Source organism: Brooklawnia sp. (genome assembly GCF_049651565.1).
In the GTDB taxonomy this organism is placed as follows: domain Bacteria; phylum Actinomycetota; class Actinomycetes; order Propionibacteriales; family Propionibacteriaceae; genus Brooklawnia.
On record NZ_JBASCI010000016.1, the window covers coordinates 1 to 16,362 of the forward strand.

The window sequence follows — 16,362 nt, forward strand, 5'->3', positions numbered from 1 at the left end:
ACCGGGTACCGTTCACCAGCGGTTACGCGGCCGGGGAGATAGCGGCCTACGGTCCCGACGTGGTGGTCATCGAACCGGATGGGCTGCGCGCCGACGTGGCCCGGCAGTTGCGCGCCGTGCTGGTCACCCATGGACGAACCGCCGAACCGGCACCGCTCGCCGACGGCCCGGACGAGGAGGAGTCACCGTGAGCACCTCAGCCGAGCAGGTCGCCCGGCTGCTTGCCATGGTGCCGTACCTGAGGGTCAATCCGGGGGTGCCGATCGCCGAGGTGGCCAAGCACTTCGCGACCACACCCAGGCAGGTGATGGCCGACCTGAGGGTGCTGTGGATGTGCGGGCTGCCCGGCGGGCTGCCGGACGACCTGATCGAGATCGACATGGACGCAGCCGAGGGGGAGGGAGTGGTGCACCTCGGCAACGTCGACTACCTCACCCGGCCACTGCGCTTCACCCCGGACGAGGCCGTCTCGCTGGTGGTCGCGCTGCAGGCGATCGCCGAATTGGCCACCGGCCCGCTGAAGCAGGCCGCCGAGACCGCCAGCGCCAAGCTGGCCGAGGTCACCGGCCAGCACGAGCCGGTGCTGCTCGCGGTGAGTACCGGGGACGAGGAACTGCGGGAACGGCTCGTCAGCGCAATCAGGGCTGGCGAGCGCGTCCAGCTCACCTATGACGGGGCCGCCCGCGGCGAGACCACCACGCCGCTGGTCGACCCGGCCGACGTCCAGATGCGGGACTCGGCTGCCTACCTGCAGGCGTGGAGCCTGCAGCGGCGGGCCTGGCGCACCTACCGGCTGGACCGGATCGTGGAGGTGACGCCGACCGGGGAGCCGGCCGAGCCGCACGGGCCGGTGCCCGACCTTCCCGAGGGCTGGTTCGACGCCTCCGACGGGGCGGTGACCCTGGAGCTGTCCCCGGCTGCGGCCTGGGTGGCCGAGTACTACCCGGTGCTGTCGGTCGAACAGTTGGCGTCCGGGCGGTTGAGGGTGCGGCTGGCGGTCAGCGACCCGGCCTGGCTGGACTCGCTGCTGCTGCGACTGGGCGACCAGGTGGCGGCGATCGACCCGGTGGACGCTGGAGCCGGCGCGGCACGGGCCGCGGCGGAAGCGCTGCGGATCACCGACCAGTTCTGCGATAGTCTGCCGGACCAGGAACCGGGGACGGACCGGTTCCGGGGTCATGGTCCTGGGCAGGCATAGCATGGGTGTGACTCGCTTCACGAAACCAGGAGGAAGCCATGGGGCCCATCGGATGGCCTGAGCTGTTGATCATTCTCGTGGTGGTTCTGCTGCTGTTCGGCACCACCCGCCTGGCTGGCCTCGGCAAGGCGTCCGGCAAGGCGATCCGGGAGTTCAAGGAGGAAACCCGAGACCTCAGCAAGGATGGCACGCCCGCTCAGCCGGCAGCCGGCGAGCAGGCCGCCCCCGGCAGCCAGCAGGCGTCAGCCGGCCAGCCGACGCAGCCTGCACCCCAGCAGATCCCCCCGGTCCAGCAGCCGTACCTGCAGCAGGGCACCCCGGGCCAGCAGCCGCAGTACCCAGCTCAGCAATACCCGGCGCAACCACAGCAGTCGGGAGAGGTCTACGAGGCTGAAATCATCGACCCCGAGCGACCCGCCAACCACTAGTCCGACATGGCCGCCGACACCAGCGCACGCGAGACCGGAGGGAGGCTGGCCTGGCTTCGTCCGCCCAAGTTCGACGACAGCGGGGCGATGAGCCTGTGGGACCACCTCCGCGAGATCCGCTACCGGCTGGTGATCTCGGTGATCGCGATTCTGGTGCTGTTCATCGTGGCGTTCATCTTCTACGTGCCGATCGTCGAGCTCATCCTGCGGCCCTACCAGGTTGCGGCCGAGAATGTGCGGGCACGGGATCCGAGCGCCAACATCCAGGTCGTCAACTCCGGCGTGGCAGCGCCGATGATCCTGGCGCTGAAGGCGGCCGGGCTGGCCGCGATCATTGCCGCCTGCCCGGTGTGGCTCTACCAGTTGTGGGCGTTCATCGTTCCGGGCCTGCTCAAGCGGGAGAAGAAGATCGCCGGGCTGTTCCTGCTGTCGGCGATCCCGCTCTTCCTCACCGGCGTCGTGGTCGGCTACATGGTGCTGCCCAAGGCGTTCGAGTTCATGCTCGGGTTCACCGTCGCCGAGGCCGGCGTCGCCAACCTGCAGGACCTCAACGACTTCCTCGCCCTGGAGATGCGGATGCTGCTGGTCTTCGGTGGCAGCTTCCTGCTGCCGGTGATCATCGTGATGCTGAACCTGCTCGGGCTTGTCAAGTCGCATTCGCTGCGCAAGGCCCGAACCTTTGCGGTCTTCGGCTGCTTCGTCTTCGGCGCCATCGCGACCCCGTCCGGTGACCCGTTCTCGATGCTGGCGCTGTCGGCGCCGATGGTGCTGATGTACCTGGTCAGCGAGGTGATCTGCCGCCGCAACGACAAGCGGGTGCTGAAGAATCAGATCCGGGAAGGCCTGATCACCCCCGACGAGGCCGAGGCCCGGTACTGGGGCAAGACCGAATCGGGCAATGACTGAGGTGCCGGAACCATCCGGTGGGGCCGCGACGCAGTTCGGCTTCCGGGTGACCGAGCGGCTGCCCAACGGGCTGGGACGCGCCGGCGTGATCACCACCCCGCACGGCCAGATCGCCACCCCCGCCTTCGTGGTGGTCGGCACCAAGGCCACCGTGAAGGCGGTGCTGCCGGAATCGGTGGCCGACCTCGGCGCGCAGGCGGTGCTGGCCAACGCGTTCCACCTGTACCTGCAGCCCGGCAGCGATGTGGTCGACCAGGCCGGGGGACTGGGTGCCTTCATGAACTGGCCCGGGCCCACCTTCACCGACTCCGGGGGCTTCCAGGTGATGAGCCTCGGCGTCGGGTTCAAGAAGGTGCTGGCCATGGACGTCGACGGATTGCAGGACGACGATGTGATCGCCGAGGGCAAGCAGCGGCAGGCGCACGTCGATGACGACGGCGTCTGGTTCAACTCCCCGATCAATGGCGACCGGCACCGCTTCACCCCGGAGGTCAGCATGCGGGTGCAGCACGAGTTGGGCGCCGACATCATCTTCGCGTTCGACGAGTTGACGACCCTGCTCAACACCCGGCAGTACCAGGAGCAGTCGGTGCAGCGGACGCATGCCTGGGCGGTGCGCTGCCTCGCGTCCCACCTCGAGCTCACCCGGCAGCGGACGCAACAGCCATACCAGGCGCTGTTCGGGGTGGTCCAGGGCGCCCAGTACGAGGACCTGCGCAGAGCGGCCTGCCGCGGCCTGTCGGCCATCGAGGTCGACGGCCGGGGCTTCGACGGCTACGGCATCGGCGGTGCGCTGGAGAAGCAGCGGCTAGGTGAGATCGTCGGCTGGTGCAGCCAGGAACTGCCGGAGGACCGCCCGCGGCACCTGCTGGGCATCAGCGAACCGGAGGACCTGTTCGCCGCGGTGGCGGCCGGTGCGGACACCTTCGACTGCGTCAACCCCAGCCGGGTCGCCCGCAACGCCGCCATCTACACCCCCGCAGGCCGCTACAACGTCAACACCGCTGCCAACCGGCGGGCGTTCCGCCCGCTCGACGATGACTGCGACTGCTACACCTGCCGGCACTACACCCGCGCCTACCTGCACCACCTGTTCAAGGCGAAGGAGATGCTGGCGTCCACCCTGGCCACCATCCACAACGAACGGTTCACGGTGCGGCTGGTCGACACCATCCGGACCGCCATCACCCGCGGCGAATTCGAGGCCTGCCGCACCGAGGTGCTGGGCCGGTTCCACGGTGGCCGGAACGCCGCCCAGACCCAGGCCTGACGTCCCCGTTGAGCGGACGCGGATGGCGCGTCCGGCCGCGCCGTGTGGGGCAGGGTGGCAGAATCGATACATGAACAGCGACGCCGCCTTCATAGACGACACGCCTGAGTCCTCCTCTGAGCAACTGGACCAGCAGGGCCCCGCCGATTCCCTCATCGACCGCGGCGTCGACCCGATGGAGGAGGGCTACACCGCACCCGAGAACTGGTCACCCGCCCAGGGCTTCGGCAACACCGCAGCCGAGATGAAGCAGGGCGAGACCATCGAGCAACGCGTCGAGCAGGAGGTGCCCGAGAAGGACCCCCACAAGCTCCGCGGCCCGTGGAACCCCACGGGTGAACCTCGCGAGGTCGGCAGCAAGCGGGCCGGACGACTGGTCGCCACCGAGAACGGCAGCATCCAGGAGGACAAGGAGTCCACCGTGGTGGCCGAGGACGTCGGCATCGACGGGGCAGCAGCCAGCGCCGAGGAAGCGGCGATGCACATCATCTCGGAGGAGGACCTTCGCAACCAGGGCGACGAAGACCTCGACGGCGACGACGAAGAGGCCTAGCCAATCTGACCGTGGGCGCCCAACTGCCCGGCGAGTAGAATGGCTGGGTACGCGATGAAAGGACCGTCCTGACTACCAGCCACCAACCGTTCACCAAGCAAGACGACAACGAGTCACCGGCCAGCAGCGTGGCGCACCTGCCCGGTAACCGTCAGTTGACCGTCCCCGCTTCGATCGACATGGTCCGGCTCCTCGGCCCACGCGACGCCTTCCTGCGCGTCCTCGAACGCGACCTGGACGCCGACCTGCACGTCCGGGGCAACGAGATCACCCTCACCGGATCCACCGCCGAGATCGCCGCCGCCGTCGAAGTGCTCACCGAACTGATCACGATCCTCCGCACCGGTCAGGGCCTGACCGCCGAGACGGTCGAACGGGTGATCGCGATGAGCCTGTCAGCCGACGACACCCACGCCGCCGAGGTGCTGACCCAGAACATCCTGTCCACCCGCGGCAAGACGATCCGCCCCAAGACGCTGAACCAGAAGCGGTACGTCGACGCCATCGACTCCCACACCGTGACCTTCGGCATCGGCCCGGCCGGCACCGGCAAGACCTACCTGGCGATGGCCAAGGCGGTACAGGCCCTGCAGGCCAAGCAGGTCACCCGGATCATCCTGACCCGTCCGGCTATCGAGGCCGGCGAGCGGCTCGGCTTCCTGCCCGGCACCCTGAACGACAAGATCGACCCCTACCTACGCCCGCTCTACGACGCTCTGCACGACATGCTGGACGCCGAGTCGTTGCCGAAGCTGCTGACCGGCGGGGTGATCGAGGTCGCGCCGCTGGCCTACATGCGCGGCCGTACCCTGAACGACGCCTTCATCGTGCTCGACGAGGCGCAGAACACCTCGATGGAGCAGATGAAGATGTTCCTCACCCGGTTGGGGTTCGGGTCGAAGATCGTGGTCACCGGCGACATCACCCAGGTCGACCTGCCCGGCGGGGTGCGCAGCGGGTTGCGGGCGGTGCAGGAGATCCTGGACGGGGTCGAGGACATCGCATTCTGCACCCTCACCAACCGGGACGTGGTTCGGCACAAGCTGGTCGGACGCATCGTCGCCGCCTACGACCGCTACGACTCGACTCTGGCCGAGACCTTCTCGGGTCGTGGCACTCGAGGGCAGCGATGATCGACGTCAACAACGAGTCGGGGGAGCAGGTGGACGAGCTGCGGCTGATGCAGTTGGCCGAGTTCGCGCTGGCCGAGTTGCGCATCCACCCGCAGGCGGAGCTGTCGGTCCTGCTGGTCGACCAGGCTGCCATGGCCGAACTCCACCAGCGGTTCATGGACCTGCCCGGCCCCACCGACGTGATGAGCTTCCCGATGGACGAGTTGCGCTCACCCGAGCCCGGTGAGGCCGCTCCCCGCGGAATGCTGGGCGACATCGTCATCTGCCCACAGTTCACCTCGGCCCAGGCTCCCGAGAACGGCCGCGAACCCGCCGAGGAACTGGAGTACCTGCTGATCCACGGCCTGCTGCACCTGCTCGGCCACGACCACGCCGAGCCGGGGGAGCGGGCCGCCATGTTCAACCTCAACGACCGGATCATCGCCGACTGGCGGCGGGCGAAGGGTGGCCGGTGACCGGTCTGGACTGGGTCATGGTCGGCTCGGCCCTGATCGCGATCGTGATAGCCGCGGTGCTGTCGGCGGTCGATGCAGCCTTCTCCCGGATCTCGCCGACCAGGGCGGAGCGGATGGTGGCCGAAGGACAGCCGGGCGCCGCGGCCGTCCAGGAGATCGCCGAAGACCCGGCCCCGGAGGTGACCACCGCGCACTTCCTGCGGGTGGTGTGCGAGGTGGCTGCCGTCGTGCTGGTCTGCCTGGTCGTGGTGGACAACTTCGAGGGCCTGGGCACCAGACTCGGCCTGACCATAACCATCATGGGGCTGGTCGCGTTCATCGCCTGGGGCGTGGCCCCGGTGACGCTGGGCCGGCAGCACGCCGAACGGGTGGCCGGCGTCGCGGCGCGTCCGCTCTCGGTGGTGTCGACCATCCTGTGGCCGATCTCGCAGCTGCTGATCCTGATCGGCAACGCGATCACCCCGGGTCACGGCTACGCCGACGGGCCGTTCATCGCCGAGGCCGAGAAGATCGCCGAGGCCAGCGAGGGCGAGCGTGAGATGATCAACTCGGTCTTCGAGCTGGGCGACACCCTGGTGCGCGAGGTGATGGTGCCGCGCACCGACGTGGTCTACATCGAACGCAACAAGACGTTGCGGCAGGGCATGTCGCTGGCGCTGCGGTCGGGGTTCAGCCGGATACCGGTGACCGGCGAGAACCTCGACGACGTGGTCGGGGTGTTGTACCTGAAGGACCTGATGCGGCGGATCTACGACAACCCGGACGCCGAGAAGCGGGAGACGGTCGAGGCGGTGATGCGGCCGCCTGCCTTCACCCCCGACAGCAAACCGGTGGACGACCTGATGCGCGAGATGCAGGGCAGCCGCCAGCACATGGTGATCGTGATCGACGAGTTCGGTGGCACCGCCGGCATCGCAACCATCGAGGACGTGGTCGAGGAGATCGTCGGCGAGATCGTGGACGAGTACGACGCCGAGCCCGACCTTGTCGAGCAGACCTCCTCTGGGCTGTGGCGGATCTCGGCCCGGATGCCGGTCGACGATATGGGCGACCTGTTCGACCTCGAGCTCGACGACGAGGACGTCGAAACCGTCGGCGGCCTGCTGGCCAAGGAGTTGAACATGGTGCCGATCCCCGGCTCCCGGATCGTCTGGAACGGCCTGGAGATCACCGCCGAAAAGGCCACCGCCCGCCGGCACCAGATCGACACCGTCCTGGTGCAGCGCCTGGCACCCGAACCCGCAACGACCGATGGTGGCACAGATGACTGATCCGGCCGGCGACAGCGGGTTCCGCTCAGGTTTCGTGTGCTTCGTGGGACGGCCCAACGCCGGCAAGTCGACCCTGACCAACGCGCTGGTGGGCAGCAAGGTGGCCATCACCAGCAGCAAACCGCAGACCACCCGGCACGCGGTGCGCGGCATCATCTCCCGTCCGGACGCGCAACTGGTCATCATCGACACCCCCGGGCTGAGCAAGCCGCGCTCGCTGCTGCAGGAGCGGCTCAACGACCTGGTGTACACGACATGGGGCGAGGTGGACGTGATCGCGGTGCTCTTTCCGTCCAACCAGCATGTCGGGCCCGGGGACGAGTACCTGGTCGGCGAGATCGCCTCGCTGTCGAGCCCGCCGAAGCTGGTGGCGATCGCTTCCAAGACCGACCTGGTCAGCCCGCAGCGGCTGGCCAAGCACCTGCTCGAGATCGACGCGTTGCAGGACAGGCTGCAGGTGCGCTGGGAACACATCGTGCCGTGCTCGGCGGTGAACGGCGAGCAGGTCGAACTGGTGGCCGACGTGCTGGTGTCGCTGCTGGACGAGGGCCCCGCCTACTACCCCGACGGAGAGACTACCGACGAGCCAGCCGAAACCCTGGTCGCCGAGCTGATCCGGGAGGCCGCGCTGGAGGGAGTCCGCGACGAACTGCCGCACTCGATCGCGGTCGAGGTCGATGAGATGGGACTGCGCGAAGGGCGCCCGGAGGACAGGCCGCTGCTGGACATCTACGCGTCCCTGGTGGTGGAGCGCGACTCCCAGAAGCCGATCATGATCGGACGCGGCGGCGAGCACATCAAGCAGGTCGGCACCGCCGCGCGCCGCCAGATCACCGCACTGCTGGGCACCCCGGTGCACCTGGACCTGAAGGTCAAGGTGCTCAAGGACTGGCAGCGCGACCCCAAGCACCTCAACCGGCTCGGTTTCTAGCCCGGTCCGGGGGTATCCGTCCGCGCAGCGAGTTTGCGCCTGCCCGGAAAGCTGTGCCGGGCAGGCGCAGGTGCGTCCAATCAGTCGACGCCGATGCGATCAAGCACGACATTCGCCCGCTCGACGAGCAACTGCTCCCCGTCGGGGGTGAGGTAACCGTCCTCGATCAACCCGGCGTCGACCTCGGCCATCTGGGCCAGGTAGTCGGCGCGATCTGTCCAGTTCTGCCGGAACTCCTCAACGGTGATCGGGTTGGCCACGCCATTCATGTCCCCGGGCTGGGTGAAGCCGAGGAACTCGGCGATCGGCAGTTCGATCATCCCGTAGCGCAGCCCACCGCGAACGTTGCCGTGGTCGTCACGCACCAGGGCGCCGGAGGCGTCCCGTTCGAACCACCTGGTGGCGGGCAGCGTGCTGCCATCCTGGTGGGCGTCGACAAGCGCCTGGGTGGCGGCGAAGAAGGCCGGTTCCATCGGGAACGGGGTGTAGACCTCGGGGAACACCCGCTCGGGGCGGCCGGCCTTCACCAGTTCGGCATTGTCGGGCACCACCGGTGACATGGAGTAGGTGTGGCCGGTGCCGACGACCTGCCAGACCCGGGTCTGGTCGGCCAGCGGCCGCTCCACGGTTGCCTCCTGCGGGAACAGCGCCGTGTCGGCTTCGGAGTCGACGATCAGCCAGGGAACGTCGATGTCGACCGGGGTATCGGGGCCAGGCACCGACGCCAGCGAGTTGTCCTCCGAGGAGCCACCGTTCTGGAACTCGCCGTCGCGGATCGAGCGTTCCATCCAGTTGCCGGCTGCGGTCAGGTAGCCGTCGAACAGCGGCTGGCCGCCATTGGACGCCTTGACCGCGTCGTGGAAGTTGTTCACGTAGGTGTTCAGGTACAGTCCGGACTGCGACTGGCCCATCAGGATCAGGCTGGTCAGTTCGGCACCGCCCAGGATCTGCTCAGCGGCCTGCGGATCGCGGACAGCGTTGCCGACCTGGGTCAGGATGTCCCAGACCAGACCGGTCTCGGTGCAGGGCACCTCACCGAACGGACCGAGCGCGGCGAAGTCCACCGGCCCGCGCTGCGCACAGGTATCGACGGGCTCGTCGTACCAGGTCAACCGCTCATAGCGGGCCGGGTCGAAGTTGCGCAGCGCGTCCACGTTGATCGGCTTGCTGGTGACACCGATGTAGGTGTGACCGGCAAGCAGGATGTTGCTGTAGAGCCGACGCCACATGTCCTCGATGTCGTAGCCGTTGGAGGCGTTGTAGATGTCGACCAGCACGCTGCCGGACGCGTCGGCGGGATCTGCCGGGCGGCGGACCAGGATGCGGTTGACGTAGGGCACGTCGGCCTTCTCGACCGCCAGCGTCCCGTCGGTCAGGGTGTAGACGTTTGCGTTGCCGGAAACGAAGTACTCCTCCTCGACGAAACCGTAGGACGCGAGGTCAAGCGGTTCGCGGGCGTGATCGGCGGCGTTGAACGGATATGAATCAGCGGTCCTGGCGACCAGTTCCAGCGTTGGCACCGCGGACATGGTCTGCAGGACCGCGGCGCTGGCTGACCCGGATGTGGTCGGTGCGGGGGAGTCGCTCGTCGCCGGCTGGGACGGGCTGGATGAACAGGAGGTGACCAGGGCGAGGAGGCCGAGGACGGCCAGGCCATGGCGCAGTGGTCGGAAGCGGGGTGGCTGGTCCATGCTCTCTCCGTTGTGAGTTGGACGAATGGGGGAAGAGTCAATGCTAACCACAGCGCGCTTCGTGGCGGGCCCCGACTCACCGATTCGGCTTTGGACCAACCGGCCGCCGGCGGACCAGGTAGCACGGTCCGCCGGCGCAGGCGACTGAGCTACTCGCCCAGGGCGTCGCTGGCCGCGGCCTCGACCCCGTCGGTGGTGATGATCTCGACCAGTTCGGCGATCCGGCCGGTGAACTCGGCGCGCTCACCCAACTCGGCGGGGAAGAACCCGCCGGTCATGATCTTCTCGACGTGCTCGTGGATGTCCTTGGCTCCCGCAGTAGCCTTCGCGAGGTTCTCCCGCTGCGGTTCCTCCATCTCGGCTGCCACGGGACCGGGGTCGAAACCGGTGGGCGGGGCCACGCAGGCGATCCAGGACGCCGCGGTCAGCGCCATCTGGTGCGGCATCTGGCCCATGGCCAGCATCCGCAGCGCGGGCTCGACGATGCGCTGCAGCAGCTTCGCCGAGCCGTCCGAGCCGACCCGGGCGGTCTTGTCGCCGAGCGCGTGGTTCTGCCAGCGGTGGAAGAGCTGGTCGATGTAGGCGTCCGGGTCGAAGCCCTGCGGCAGTGGGTCGATGCTGGGCAGGTACTCGTTGTAGATCGCGGCATGCACCGACCTGGCGACGAACTCCTTGTCGCGGGCCGACGGGATGGTGGGGGAGTTGCTGAGGCCGCCCAGGTAGCTGATCAACGAGTGCGACCCGTTCAACAGCCGCAGCTTCACCAGTTCGTACTGCTCGACCTCGTCGGAGAACGTGACGCCGGGCGCGGCCTGCCAGGCCGGCCGACCGGCGGCGAAGTGATCCTCCAGCACCCACATGGTGAACGCCTCGGCCGGCACCGGCGACTCGTCGCGCAACCCCAGGATCTGCTCCACCTGCGCCTTGGTCTGCTCGTTGGTGCCCGGGACGATCCGGTCGACCATGGCGTTGGGAAAGCTGACCTGGTTGGTGACGTAGTCGAGCACTTTGGCGTCCACCCTGGCTGCCTGCAGGAACTGCAGCACCATGCGCGCGGTGGTTTCGCCGGCGGACTGCATGTTGTCGCAGGACAGCACCGTGATCGGGGCCTGCGACTGCTGGGCACGCCTGACCAGTCCCCAGGCGAGCTGGGCCAGGGGGGCCTTGGCGGCGTCCGGACCGGCCAGCCCGGGGGCGATCTCTGGGGACTCGAGCATCAGGTTGCCGGTGACACCGTCAGCGTTGTAACCCTTCTCGGTGATCGTCAGCGTGACGATCCGGTGCTGCGGGTCGGCGATCGCCGCCAGGACGTCGGCTGGCTGCTCGGCCGCCACGAAGAGCCGGCGGTGCACGTCCACCAGTTGCACGTCGGTGCCCTCCGGGCTGAGCTGCAGGATCGTGTACAGGTAGTCCTGATCGATCATCGGATCGATGATGCGGCGCGACCTGTTGGCCACGCCCACGATCCCCCAGTCGCCACCTGCCTCGGCCATCGCCAGCGCGGTGTTCACCGCGGCGTGTGCCCGATGGAACTGGCCGATGCCGAGGTGGACGATACCGGTTGCGTCGGGCGCCGAGGCGCCGATGAGGCGCTCGAATGGAGCGTTGGAGCGGTTCAAGGTGGCCATCGTGTCTGCCTATCTGCTGGTTGTCGAAAGGTGTGAAGCCAACCTCGCCAGCGGGCGGGGCCGGGCGCGGACGCACGCTGCGGCGTCCTGCTTCAACAGCGCCCATTCAACCAGCAGCCGTCCGCGACGCGCTCACCCTTGCAGACGTTCGGCGACACTGATCCGGAAGTGGAAGGTGGTGGTCAGACCCTGCACCATCACCAGGTACTGGTCGGGGTTCAGCCGGAAGACCTCGCGGGACTGCGGCATGGCCGGATGGCGCGGTTGGTAGCCGGTGGCCAGGTTGTAGGCCATCCGCTGCGCGTCGGCCCGGGTGGTCGCGTTCGCCTTCACCTCGCTGGTCCACCGCCACTCACCAGAGCCCCGGTTCTCCTCCACCAGGACGGCGAATCCACCGGCCTCTGCGGGATCGGCGAAGGAATCCGACGGCTGCTCGCCCTGCGGGTACACCAACGGCCACTGCTGATCTGTCATGACCCCATGATCCAATGTGCGTCCGACACCCGGGCAGACTTTGAATCCACCGCCGCGACGGGGTTATGGTTGTCGCGTGGGTCGGCCCATGAGCGCTCATCTGGCTCTGCTCCTTGGTCGCCGCAGCGAGACTTGCTGAAGGGCAGTCCTCCTCGCTGCGGAGTCTCGTCATGTCTGGCTGCCACCACCAATTCCCTGTAGCCGAGGAGACACCACCATGAGCGTCCAGAACATCCAGTACCCCAAGCCCCGCACCAGACCGCAGCCGCGTCCGGTACAGCAGCCCACCCCGATGCCGTACCAGCGGTACACCCCGTTCCAGCCGATCGACCTGCCCGATCGCACCTGGCCCAGCAAGCGCATCAGTCAGGCGCCGCGCTGGCTGTCCACCGACCTGCGGGACGGCAACCAGGCCCTGATCGACCCGATGACTCCGGGCCGCAAGCGCAAGCTGTTCGACCTGCTGGTCGAGATGGGCTACAAGGAGATCGAGGTCGGGTTCCCGTCGGCGTCCCAGACCGACTTCGACTTCGTCCGCTCGCTGATCGAGCACGACGCCATCCCCGACGACGTCACGATCTCGGTGCTGACCCAGGCGCGGCCCGACCTGATCGACCGGACCGCGAAGTCGCTGGTCGGCGCCAGACGCGGCACCATCCACCTGTACAACGCCACCGCCGAACTGTTCCGCCGGGTCGTCTTCCGGATGAGCCCGGAGGAGTGCAGGCAACTGGCCAAGGACGGCACCCGCTGGGTGATCGACGCCGCGGAGAAGCACCTGCCGGACGTGGAGTTCGGCTACCAGTACTCCCCGGAGATCTTCACCCAGACCCCGACCGAGTTCGCCGTCGAGGTCTGCAACGGCGTGATCGACGTCTGGCAGCCGGACGCCGACCGTGAGATCATCCTCAACCTGCCGGCCACGGTCGAGATGAGCACCCCGAACACCTACGCCGACCAGATCGAGTACTTCTCGCGCCACATCAACTCCCGCGAGCACGTCTGCATCTCGCTGCACACCCACAACGACCGCGGCACCTCGGTGGCCGCCAGCGAACTGGGCCTGATGGCCGGCGGCCAGCGCGTCGAGGGCTGCCTGTTCGGCCACGGCGAGCGCACCGGCAACGTCGACCTGGTGGTGATGGGCATGAACCTGTACACCCAGGGCATCGACCCGAAGATCGACTTCAGCCGGCTCGATGAGGTACGCCGCACCGTCGAGTACTGCACCGGCATGCCGGTACCGGCCCGCCAGCCCTACTCCGGCGACCTGGTCTACACCGCCTTCTCGGGCTCGCACCAGGACGCCATCAAGAAGGGCCTGGAGGACCTGGAGACCAGGGCCGAGCGCCAGAACCTCACCATCCACGAGGTGGGCTGGCAGGCCCCGTACCTGCCGGTCGACCCGCAGGACGTGGGCCGCACCTACGAGGCGGTCATCCGGGTGAACAGCCAGTCCGGCAAGGGCGGCATGGCTTACCTGATGAAGAACGACCACTCGCTGGTGCTGCCGCGCCGGCTGCAGATGGAGTTCAGCCGCGTCGTCCAGGACCACACCGACACCGAGGGCGGCGAGGTCACCAGCGAGCAGCTGTGGCAGATCTTCTCCGATGAGTATCTGAACCGCACTGTGCCGTTCCAGGGCAAGAGCTTCACGATGGAGTCGAGTGAGGATGGCGTGGCCACCATCGTGGCCAGGATCATCGCCAACGGTGGCGAGAAGGTCATCACCGGCGAGGGCAACGGCCCGGTCTCGGCCTTCGTGGACGCGCTGGGCCAGGTCGGGGTGCGGCTGCGCGTCCTCGACTACACCGAGCACGCACTGACCTCGGGCGGGGACGCCCACGCCGCCGCCTACGTGGAGTGCGAGATCGAGAACGGTGAGACCCAGGTGCACTGGGGCGTCGGCATCGACCCCGACATCACCACCGCGTCGCTGAAGGCCGTGATGAGTGCGGTCAACCGGCACCGGGGCGAGATCCTGGCCATCGCCATCTGAGCCCGATCCCCACAGGTGGTGCTCCCGCGGCCGGCCGGCTGGCGGGGCACCACCGCTCAGGCGGTCCTTCGTACTCGCAGCCCGGATGTGATCAGCGCCCGGACGAGCACCCGTCCACTCACCGGGCACGCGCCGGCAGCCACCAGCTCGGCGTGCATCCGTTCCGGCACGTCGTAGTGGTCGCGCTCGAACGCCCTTTCCGGGACGCCGTTGCGAGCTGCGAAGTCGTGCAACTCGGCCAGCGACGCGTCGGAGACCAGGTGGGAGAACCTCGTCCCGTGAGCCGGCCAGATCGGTGGATCGATCAGGATTGCCACGGCTCCAGAGTTTACCCGTCAACCGTGGAGACCCGGGGATGGTTGCAGCGCAGTTGTTGGCTGGACGCCAGGGCGCGCCAGCATGTCCCGTGAGCACCGGATCTGGCGGCGCCGGGGCATGCACGATCGGGCCGCGGCGACCGACTGGGCGGGGAACGTCCCGAGGCGTGCACTTTCCGGCTGCAGGGGCGGATCCTGTCCGCGAAACGCCCTCGAAGCGTGCAGTATGGGCCCCATCGGCTGATACTGCTCGCGAACCTCGCCGCACGCGCCTGGCGTGATCAAGTCCCGGGCGTGGCGCTGGGCCTCGGTCAGCACCCGCTGCCGTGCCAGGTCCCCCCGCGCGTCCCTGGCGCGGCGCTGGGCCTCGGTCAGGGGGGTCGCTGACTCCTCACGACACAACTCCGGGGCGCGCCCATGGGGTGGCCACTCGCGAGGATTCGGAATTCGGCACGCTCATTGACGCTTTCAACGGTTCAAAGGCCTGCAATCGCAGTTGAGCGTTTCGTTTCCGACTTCCGCCGGGTTATCGGGCGCGGCACCCGGCAACGGTGGGCACGAATCGTTGGTTTGAGCCCCTGCCTGCACCCACTTCTTGGGCGCGGCATCATCTGGGGCACCCTAAGCGTGCCGGTTCCGGCCCCAGGAACGGATACTGCCCGCGAAACGCCGTCGAAGCGTGCACTATCGGGGCGCAGCGACCGATACTGCTCGCGAAACGCCCTGGAAGCGGGCACTGTCGAGTTGCACGGCTCGAACAATGTCCGCGGAAGGGAGCCGTAACGCTACCTGGCCGGCTCGTTCGGTACCGCACCGCCGAACCGGCGGTCGCGAGAGGCATAGCGTTCGACGGCGGCCCACAGGTCACGACGGTCCCAGTCGGGCCAGTACTTGTCGACGAAGACCAGTTCGGCGTAGGCCGACTGCCAGATCAGGAAGTTGGAGATCCGCTGCTCGCCGGAGCTACGCACGAACAGGTCGACGTCGGGGATCTCCGGTTCGTCCAGGTATCGGCGGAAGCTGGCCTCGGTGATCTTCTCCGGGTTGACCCGGCCGGCGGCGGCGTCGGCGGCGATGGCCCGGACGGCATCGGTGATCTCGGCACGTCCGCCGTAGTTGACACAGAACTGCATGGTGATCACGTTGTTGTCGCGGGTCTGCTCCTCGGCCAGCTGCAGTTCCCTGATCACGCTGGCCCACAGTCGCGGCCGGCGTCCGGCCCACCGCACCTTGACGCCGAGGGCATCCAGGTCGTCCCGGCGGCGGTGGATGACGTCGCGGTTGAAGCCCATCAGGAACGACACCTCGTCGGGGCTGCGCTTCCAGTTCTCGGTCGAGAAGGCGTAGGCGGACAGGTACTTGATGCCCAGCTCGATGGCGCCCTCGATCACCTCGAACAACACCGCCTCGCCGGCTTCGTGCCCCTTGGTGCGCGGCAGCCCGCGCTGCCTGGCCCAGCGTCCGTTGCCGTCCATCACGATGGCGACGTGTTTCGGCAGCTCGCCAGTCGCGATCCGGGGCGGCCGGGCACCACTCGGGTGCGGGGTCGGGGTCCGCTTGGCAGGGCGAGCAGGGGATGCCATGCCCAAACGGTAGCCGCACCTCTCGCCGGTGCGGAACGACCGGCCGGTGCCGATCGGCGCGCGGTGTCGGAGCGGCGTCCGCCGGCCGGCGATGGGGGACAATGAGTGGCATGCCGACCTACCGGGACCATGCTGTGGTGCTGCGCACCCACAAGCTCGGTGAGGCCGACCGGATCATCACCCTGCTCAGCCGGTCGCACGGCAAGGTGCGCGCGGTCGCGCGTGGCGTGCGGCGCACCTCGTCCAAGTTCGGGGGACGCCTGGAGCCGTTCAGCCACGTCGACGTGCAGTTCGCCACCGGTCGCAGCCTCGACGTGGTCACCCAGGTCGAGACCCTGCACGCCTACGACGCACCGCTGCGGGTGGACTACAACGCGTTCACCGCCGGTCAGGCGATGCTCGAAACCGCAGACCGGCTGGTCGCCGAGGAGGGCCAGCCCGCGCTGCGGCAGTACCGGCTGCTGTTGGGTGCGCTGCGCACGCTGGGCGGGGGGACGCCGGACGGGCCGCGGCCAGCCACCATGG

Annotated in this window: 16 protein-coding genes and 1 pseudogene; 12 read left to right on the forward strand and 5 right to left on the reverse strand. The window is 68.2% G+C overall.

Annotation, left to right across the window (positions count from 1 at the left end; genetic code table 11):
- From WBL05_RS00695 to era, 10 genes and pseudogenes are all read left to right on the forward strand, one after another.
- Positions 1-191 (forward strand): annotated as a pseudogene (locus WBL05_RS00695) (hypothetical protein); the annotation flags it as partial.
- Entirely contained in the window at positions 188-1,198 is a 1,011-nt protein-coding gene (locus WBL05_RS00700) for a helix-turn-helix transcriptional regulator (protein ID WP_424223077.1), read from the forward strand. The pseudogene WBL05_RS00695 and the gene WBL05_RS00700, both read left to right, overlap by 4 nt.
- Positions 1,199-1,236: 38 nt before the next feature.
- Positions 1,237-1,626, forward strand: coding sequence for a twin-arginine translocase TatA/TatE family subunit (gene tatA, locus WBL05_RS00705; protein ID WP_424223078.1), 390 nt, complete (start codon positions 1,237-1,239; stop codon positions 1,624-1,626).
- 6 nt (positions 1,627-1,632) lie between these two features.
- Complete coding sequence (tatC, locus tag WBL05_RS00710) at positions 1,633-2,532, forward strand: twin-arginine translocase subunit TatC (protein ID WP_424223079.1); 900 nt, start codon at positions 1,633-1,635, stop codon at positions 2,530-2,532.
- Positions 2,525-3,802, forward strand: a complete 1,278-nt coding sequence (tgt, locus tag WBL05_RS00715; protein WP_424223080.1) for a tRNA guanosine(34) transglycosylase Tgt — start codon at positions 2,525-2,527, stop codon at positions 3,800-3,802. Before tatC ends, tgt begins: the two co-directional genes overlap by 8 nt.
- A 70-nt stretch (positions 3,803-3,872) precedes the next feature.
- Positions 3,873-4,355, forward strand: coding sequence for a DUF5709 domain-containing protein (locus WBL05_RS00720; RefSeq protein ID WP_424223081.1), 483 nt, complete (start codon positions 3,873-3,875; stop codon positions 4,353-4,355).
- A 179-nt stretch (positions 4,356-4,534) separates the two neighbouring features.
- Complete coding sequence (locus WBL05_RS00725; RefSeq protein ID WP_424223092.1) at positions 4,535-5,488, forward strand: PhoH family protein; 954 nt, start codon at positions 4,535-4,537, stop codon at positions 5,486-5,488.
- Positions 5,485-5,943, forward strand: a complete 459-nt coding sequence (gene ybeY / locus WBL05_RS00730) for an rRNA maturation RNase YbeY (RefSeq protein WP_424223082.1) — start codon at positions 5,485-5,487, stop codon at positions 5,941-5,943. The genes WBL05_RS00725 and ybeY overlap by 4 nt, the downstream gene beginning before the upstream one ends.
- Positions 5,940-7,214: a hemolysin family protein gene (locus tag WBL05_RS00735; protein ID WP_424223083.1), complete on the forward strand. Its 1,275-nt coding sequence runs from the start codon at positions 5,940-5,942 to the stop codon at positions 7,212-7,214. The genes ybeY and WBL05_RS00735 overlap by 4 nt, the downstream gene beginning before the upstream one ends.
- The gene (gene era, locus WBL05_RS00740) at positions 7,207-8,145 is read left to right on the forward strand and encodes a GTPase Era (RefSeq protein WP_424223084.1); all 939 of its coding nucleotides are present in this window, start codon (positions 7,207-7,209) and stop codon (positions 8,143-8,145) included. Before WBL05_RS00735 ends, era begins: the two co-directional genes overlap by 8 nt.
- Positions 8,146-8,225: 80 nt before the next feature.
- Here era and WBL05_RS00745 read toward each other — a convergent pair whose 3' ends face one another.
- From WBL05_RS00745 to WBL05_RS00755, 3 genes are all read right to left on the reverse strand, one after another.
- Entirely contained in the window at positions 8,226-9,836 is a 1,611-nt protein-coding gene (locus WBL05_RS00745) for an alpha/beta hydrolase domain-containing protein (RefSeq protein WP_424223085.1), read from the reverse strand.
- A 149-nt stretch (positions 9,837-9,985) separates the two neighbouring features.
- Positions 9,986-11,464 (reverse strand): mannitol dehydrogenase family protein, encoded by a 1,479-nt coding sequence (locus WBL05_RS00750; RefSeq protein WP_424223086.1) that lies wholly within the window; start codon positions 11,462-11,464, stop codon positions 9,986-9,988.
- A 132-nt stretch (positions 11,465-11,596) separates the two neighbouring features.
- Entirely contained in the window at positions 11,597-11,938 is a 342-nt protein-coding gene (locus WBL05_RS00755) for a hypothetical protein (RefSeq protein ID WP_424223087.1), read from the reverse strand.
- A 217-nt stretch (positions 11,939-12,155) separates the two neighbouring features.
- Here WBL05_RS00755 and leuA point away from each other — a divergent pair, with 217 nt between their 5' ends.
- Complete coding sequence (leuA, locus tag WBL05_RS00760) at positions 12,156-13,937, forward strand: 2-isopropylmalate synthase (protein ID WP_424223088.1); 1,782 nt, start codon at positions 12,156-12,158, stop codon at positions 13,935-13,937.
- Positions 13,938-13,993: 56 nt separating this feature from the next.
- Here leuA and WBL05_RS00765 read toward each other — a convergent pair whose 3' ends face one another.
- Positions 13,994-14,254, reverse strand: a complete 261-nt coding sequence (locus WBL05_RS00765) for a DUF4031 domain-containing protein (protein WP_424223089.1) — start codon at positions 14,252-14,254, stop codon at positions 13,994-13,996.
- 785 nt (positions 14,255-15,039) lie between these two features.
- Positions 15,040-15,837 (reverse strand): isoprenyl transferase, encoded by a 798-nt coding sequence (locus WBL05_RS00770; RefSeq protein WP_424223090.1) that lies wholly within the window; start codon positions 15,835-15,837, stop codon positions 15,040-15,042.
- 110 nt (positions 15,838-15,947) lie between these two features.
- Between WBL05_RS00770 and recO the strand changes: the two genes are divergently transcribed.
- The coding region (gene recO / locus WBL05_RS00775; RefSeq protein WP_424223091.1) for a DNA repair protein RecO at positions 15,948-16,362 on the forward strand (415 nt) is incomplete at its 3' end.

Excerpts from the sequence above, each read along its gene's own strand:
- tatA (WP_424223078.1), top strand. The coding sequence starts at position 1,237 with ATGGGGCCCATCGGATGGCCTGAGCTGTTGATCATTCTCGTGGTGGTT.
- tatC (WP_424223079.1), top strand. The coding sequence starts at position 1,633 with ATGGCCGCCGACACCAGCGCACGCGAGACCGGAGGGAGGCTGGCCTGG.
- tgt (WP_424223080.1), top strand. The coding sequence starts at position 2,525 with ATGACTGAGGTGCCGGAACCATCCGGTGGGGCCGCGACGCAGTTCGGC.
- WBL05_RS00720 (WP_424223081.1), top strand. The coding sequence starts at position 3,873 with ATGAACAGCGACGCCGCCTTCATAGACGACACGCCTGAGTCCTCCTCT.
- WBL05_RS00725 (WP_424223092.1), top strand. The coding sequence starts at position 4,535 with ATGGTCCGGCTCCTCGGCCCACGCGACGCCTTCCTGCGCGTCCTCGAA.
- ybeY (WP_424223082.1), top strand. The coding sequence starts at position 5,485 with ATGATCGACGTCAACAACGAGTCGGGGGAGCAGGTGGACGAGCTGCGG.
- era (WP_424223084.1), top strand. The coding sequence starts at position 7,207 with ATGACTGATCCGGCCGGCGACAGCGGGTTCCGCTCAGGTTTCGTGTGC.
- WBL05_RS00745 (WP_424223085.1), bottom strand. The coding sequence starts at position 9,836 with ATGGACCAGCCACCCCGCTTCCGACCACTGCGCCATGGCCTGGCCGTC.
- WBL05_RS00750 (WP_424223086.1), bottom strand. The coding sequence starts at position 11,464 with ATGGCCACCTTGAACCGCTCCAACGCTCCATTCGAGCGCCTCATCGGC.
- WBL05_RS00755 (WP_424223087.1), bottom strand. The coding sequence starts at position 11,938 with ATGACAGATCAGCAGTGGCCGTTGGTGTACCCGCAGGGCGAGCAGCCG.
- leuA (WP_424223088.1), top strand. The coding sequence starts at position 12,156 with ATGAGCGTCCAGAACATCCAGTACCCCAAGCCCCGCACCAGACCGCAG.
- WBL05_RS00770 (WP_424223090.1), bottom strand. The coding sequence starts at position 15,837 with ATGGCATCCCCTGCTCGCCCTGCCAAGCGGACCCCGACCCCGCACCCG.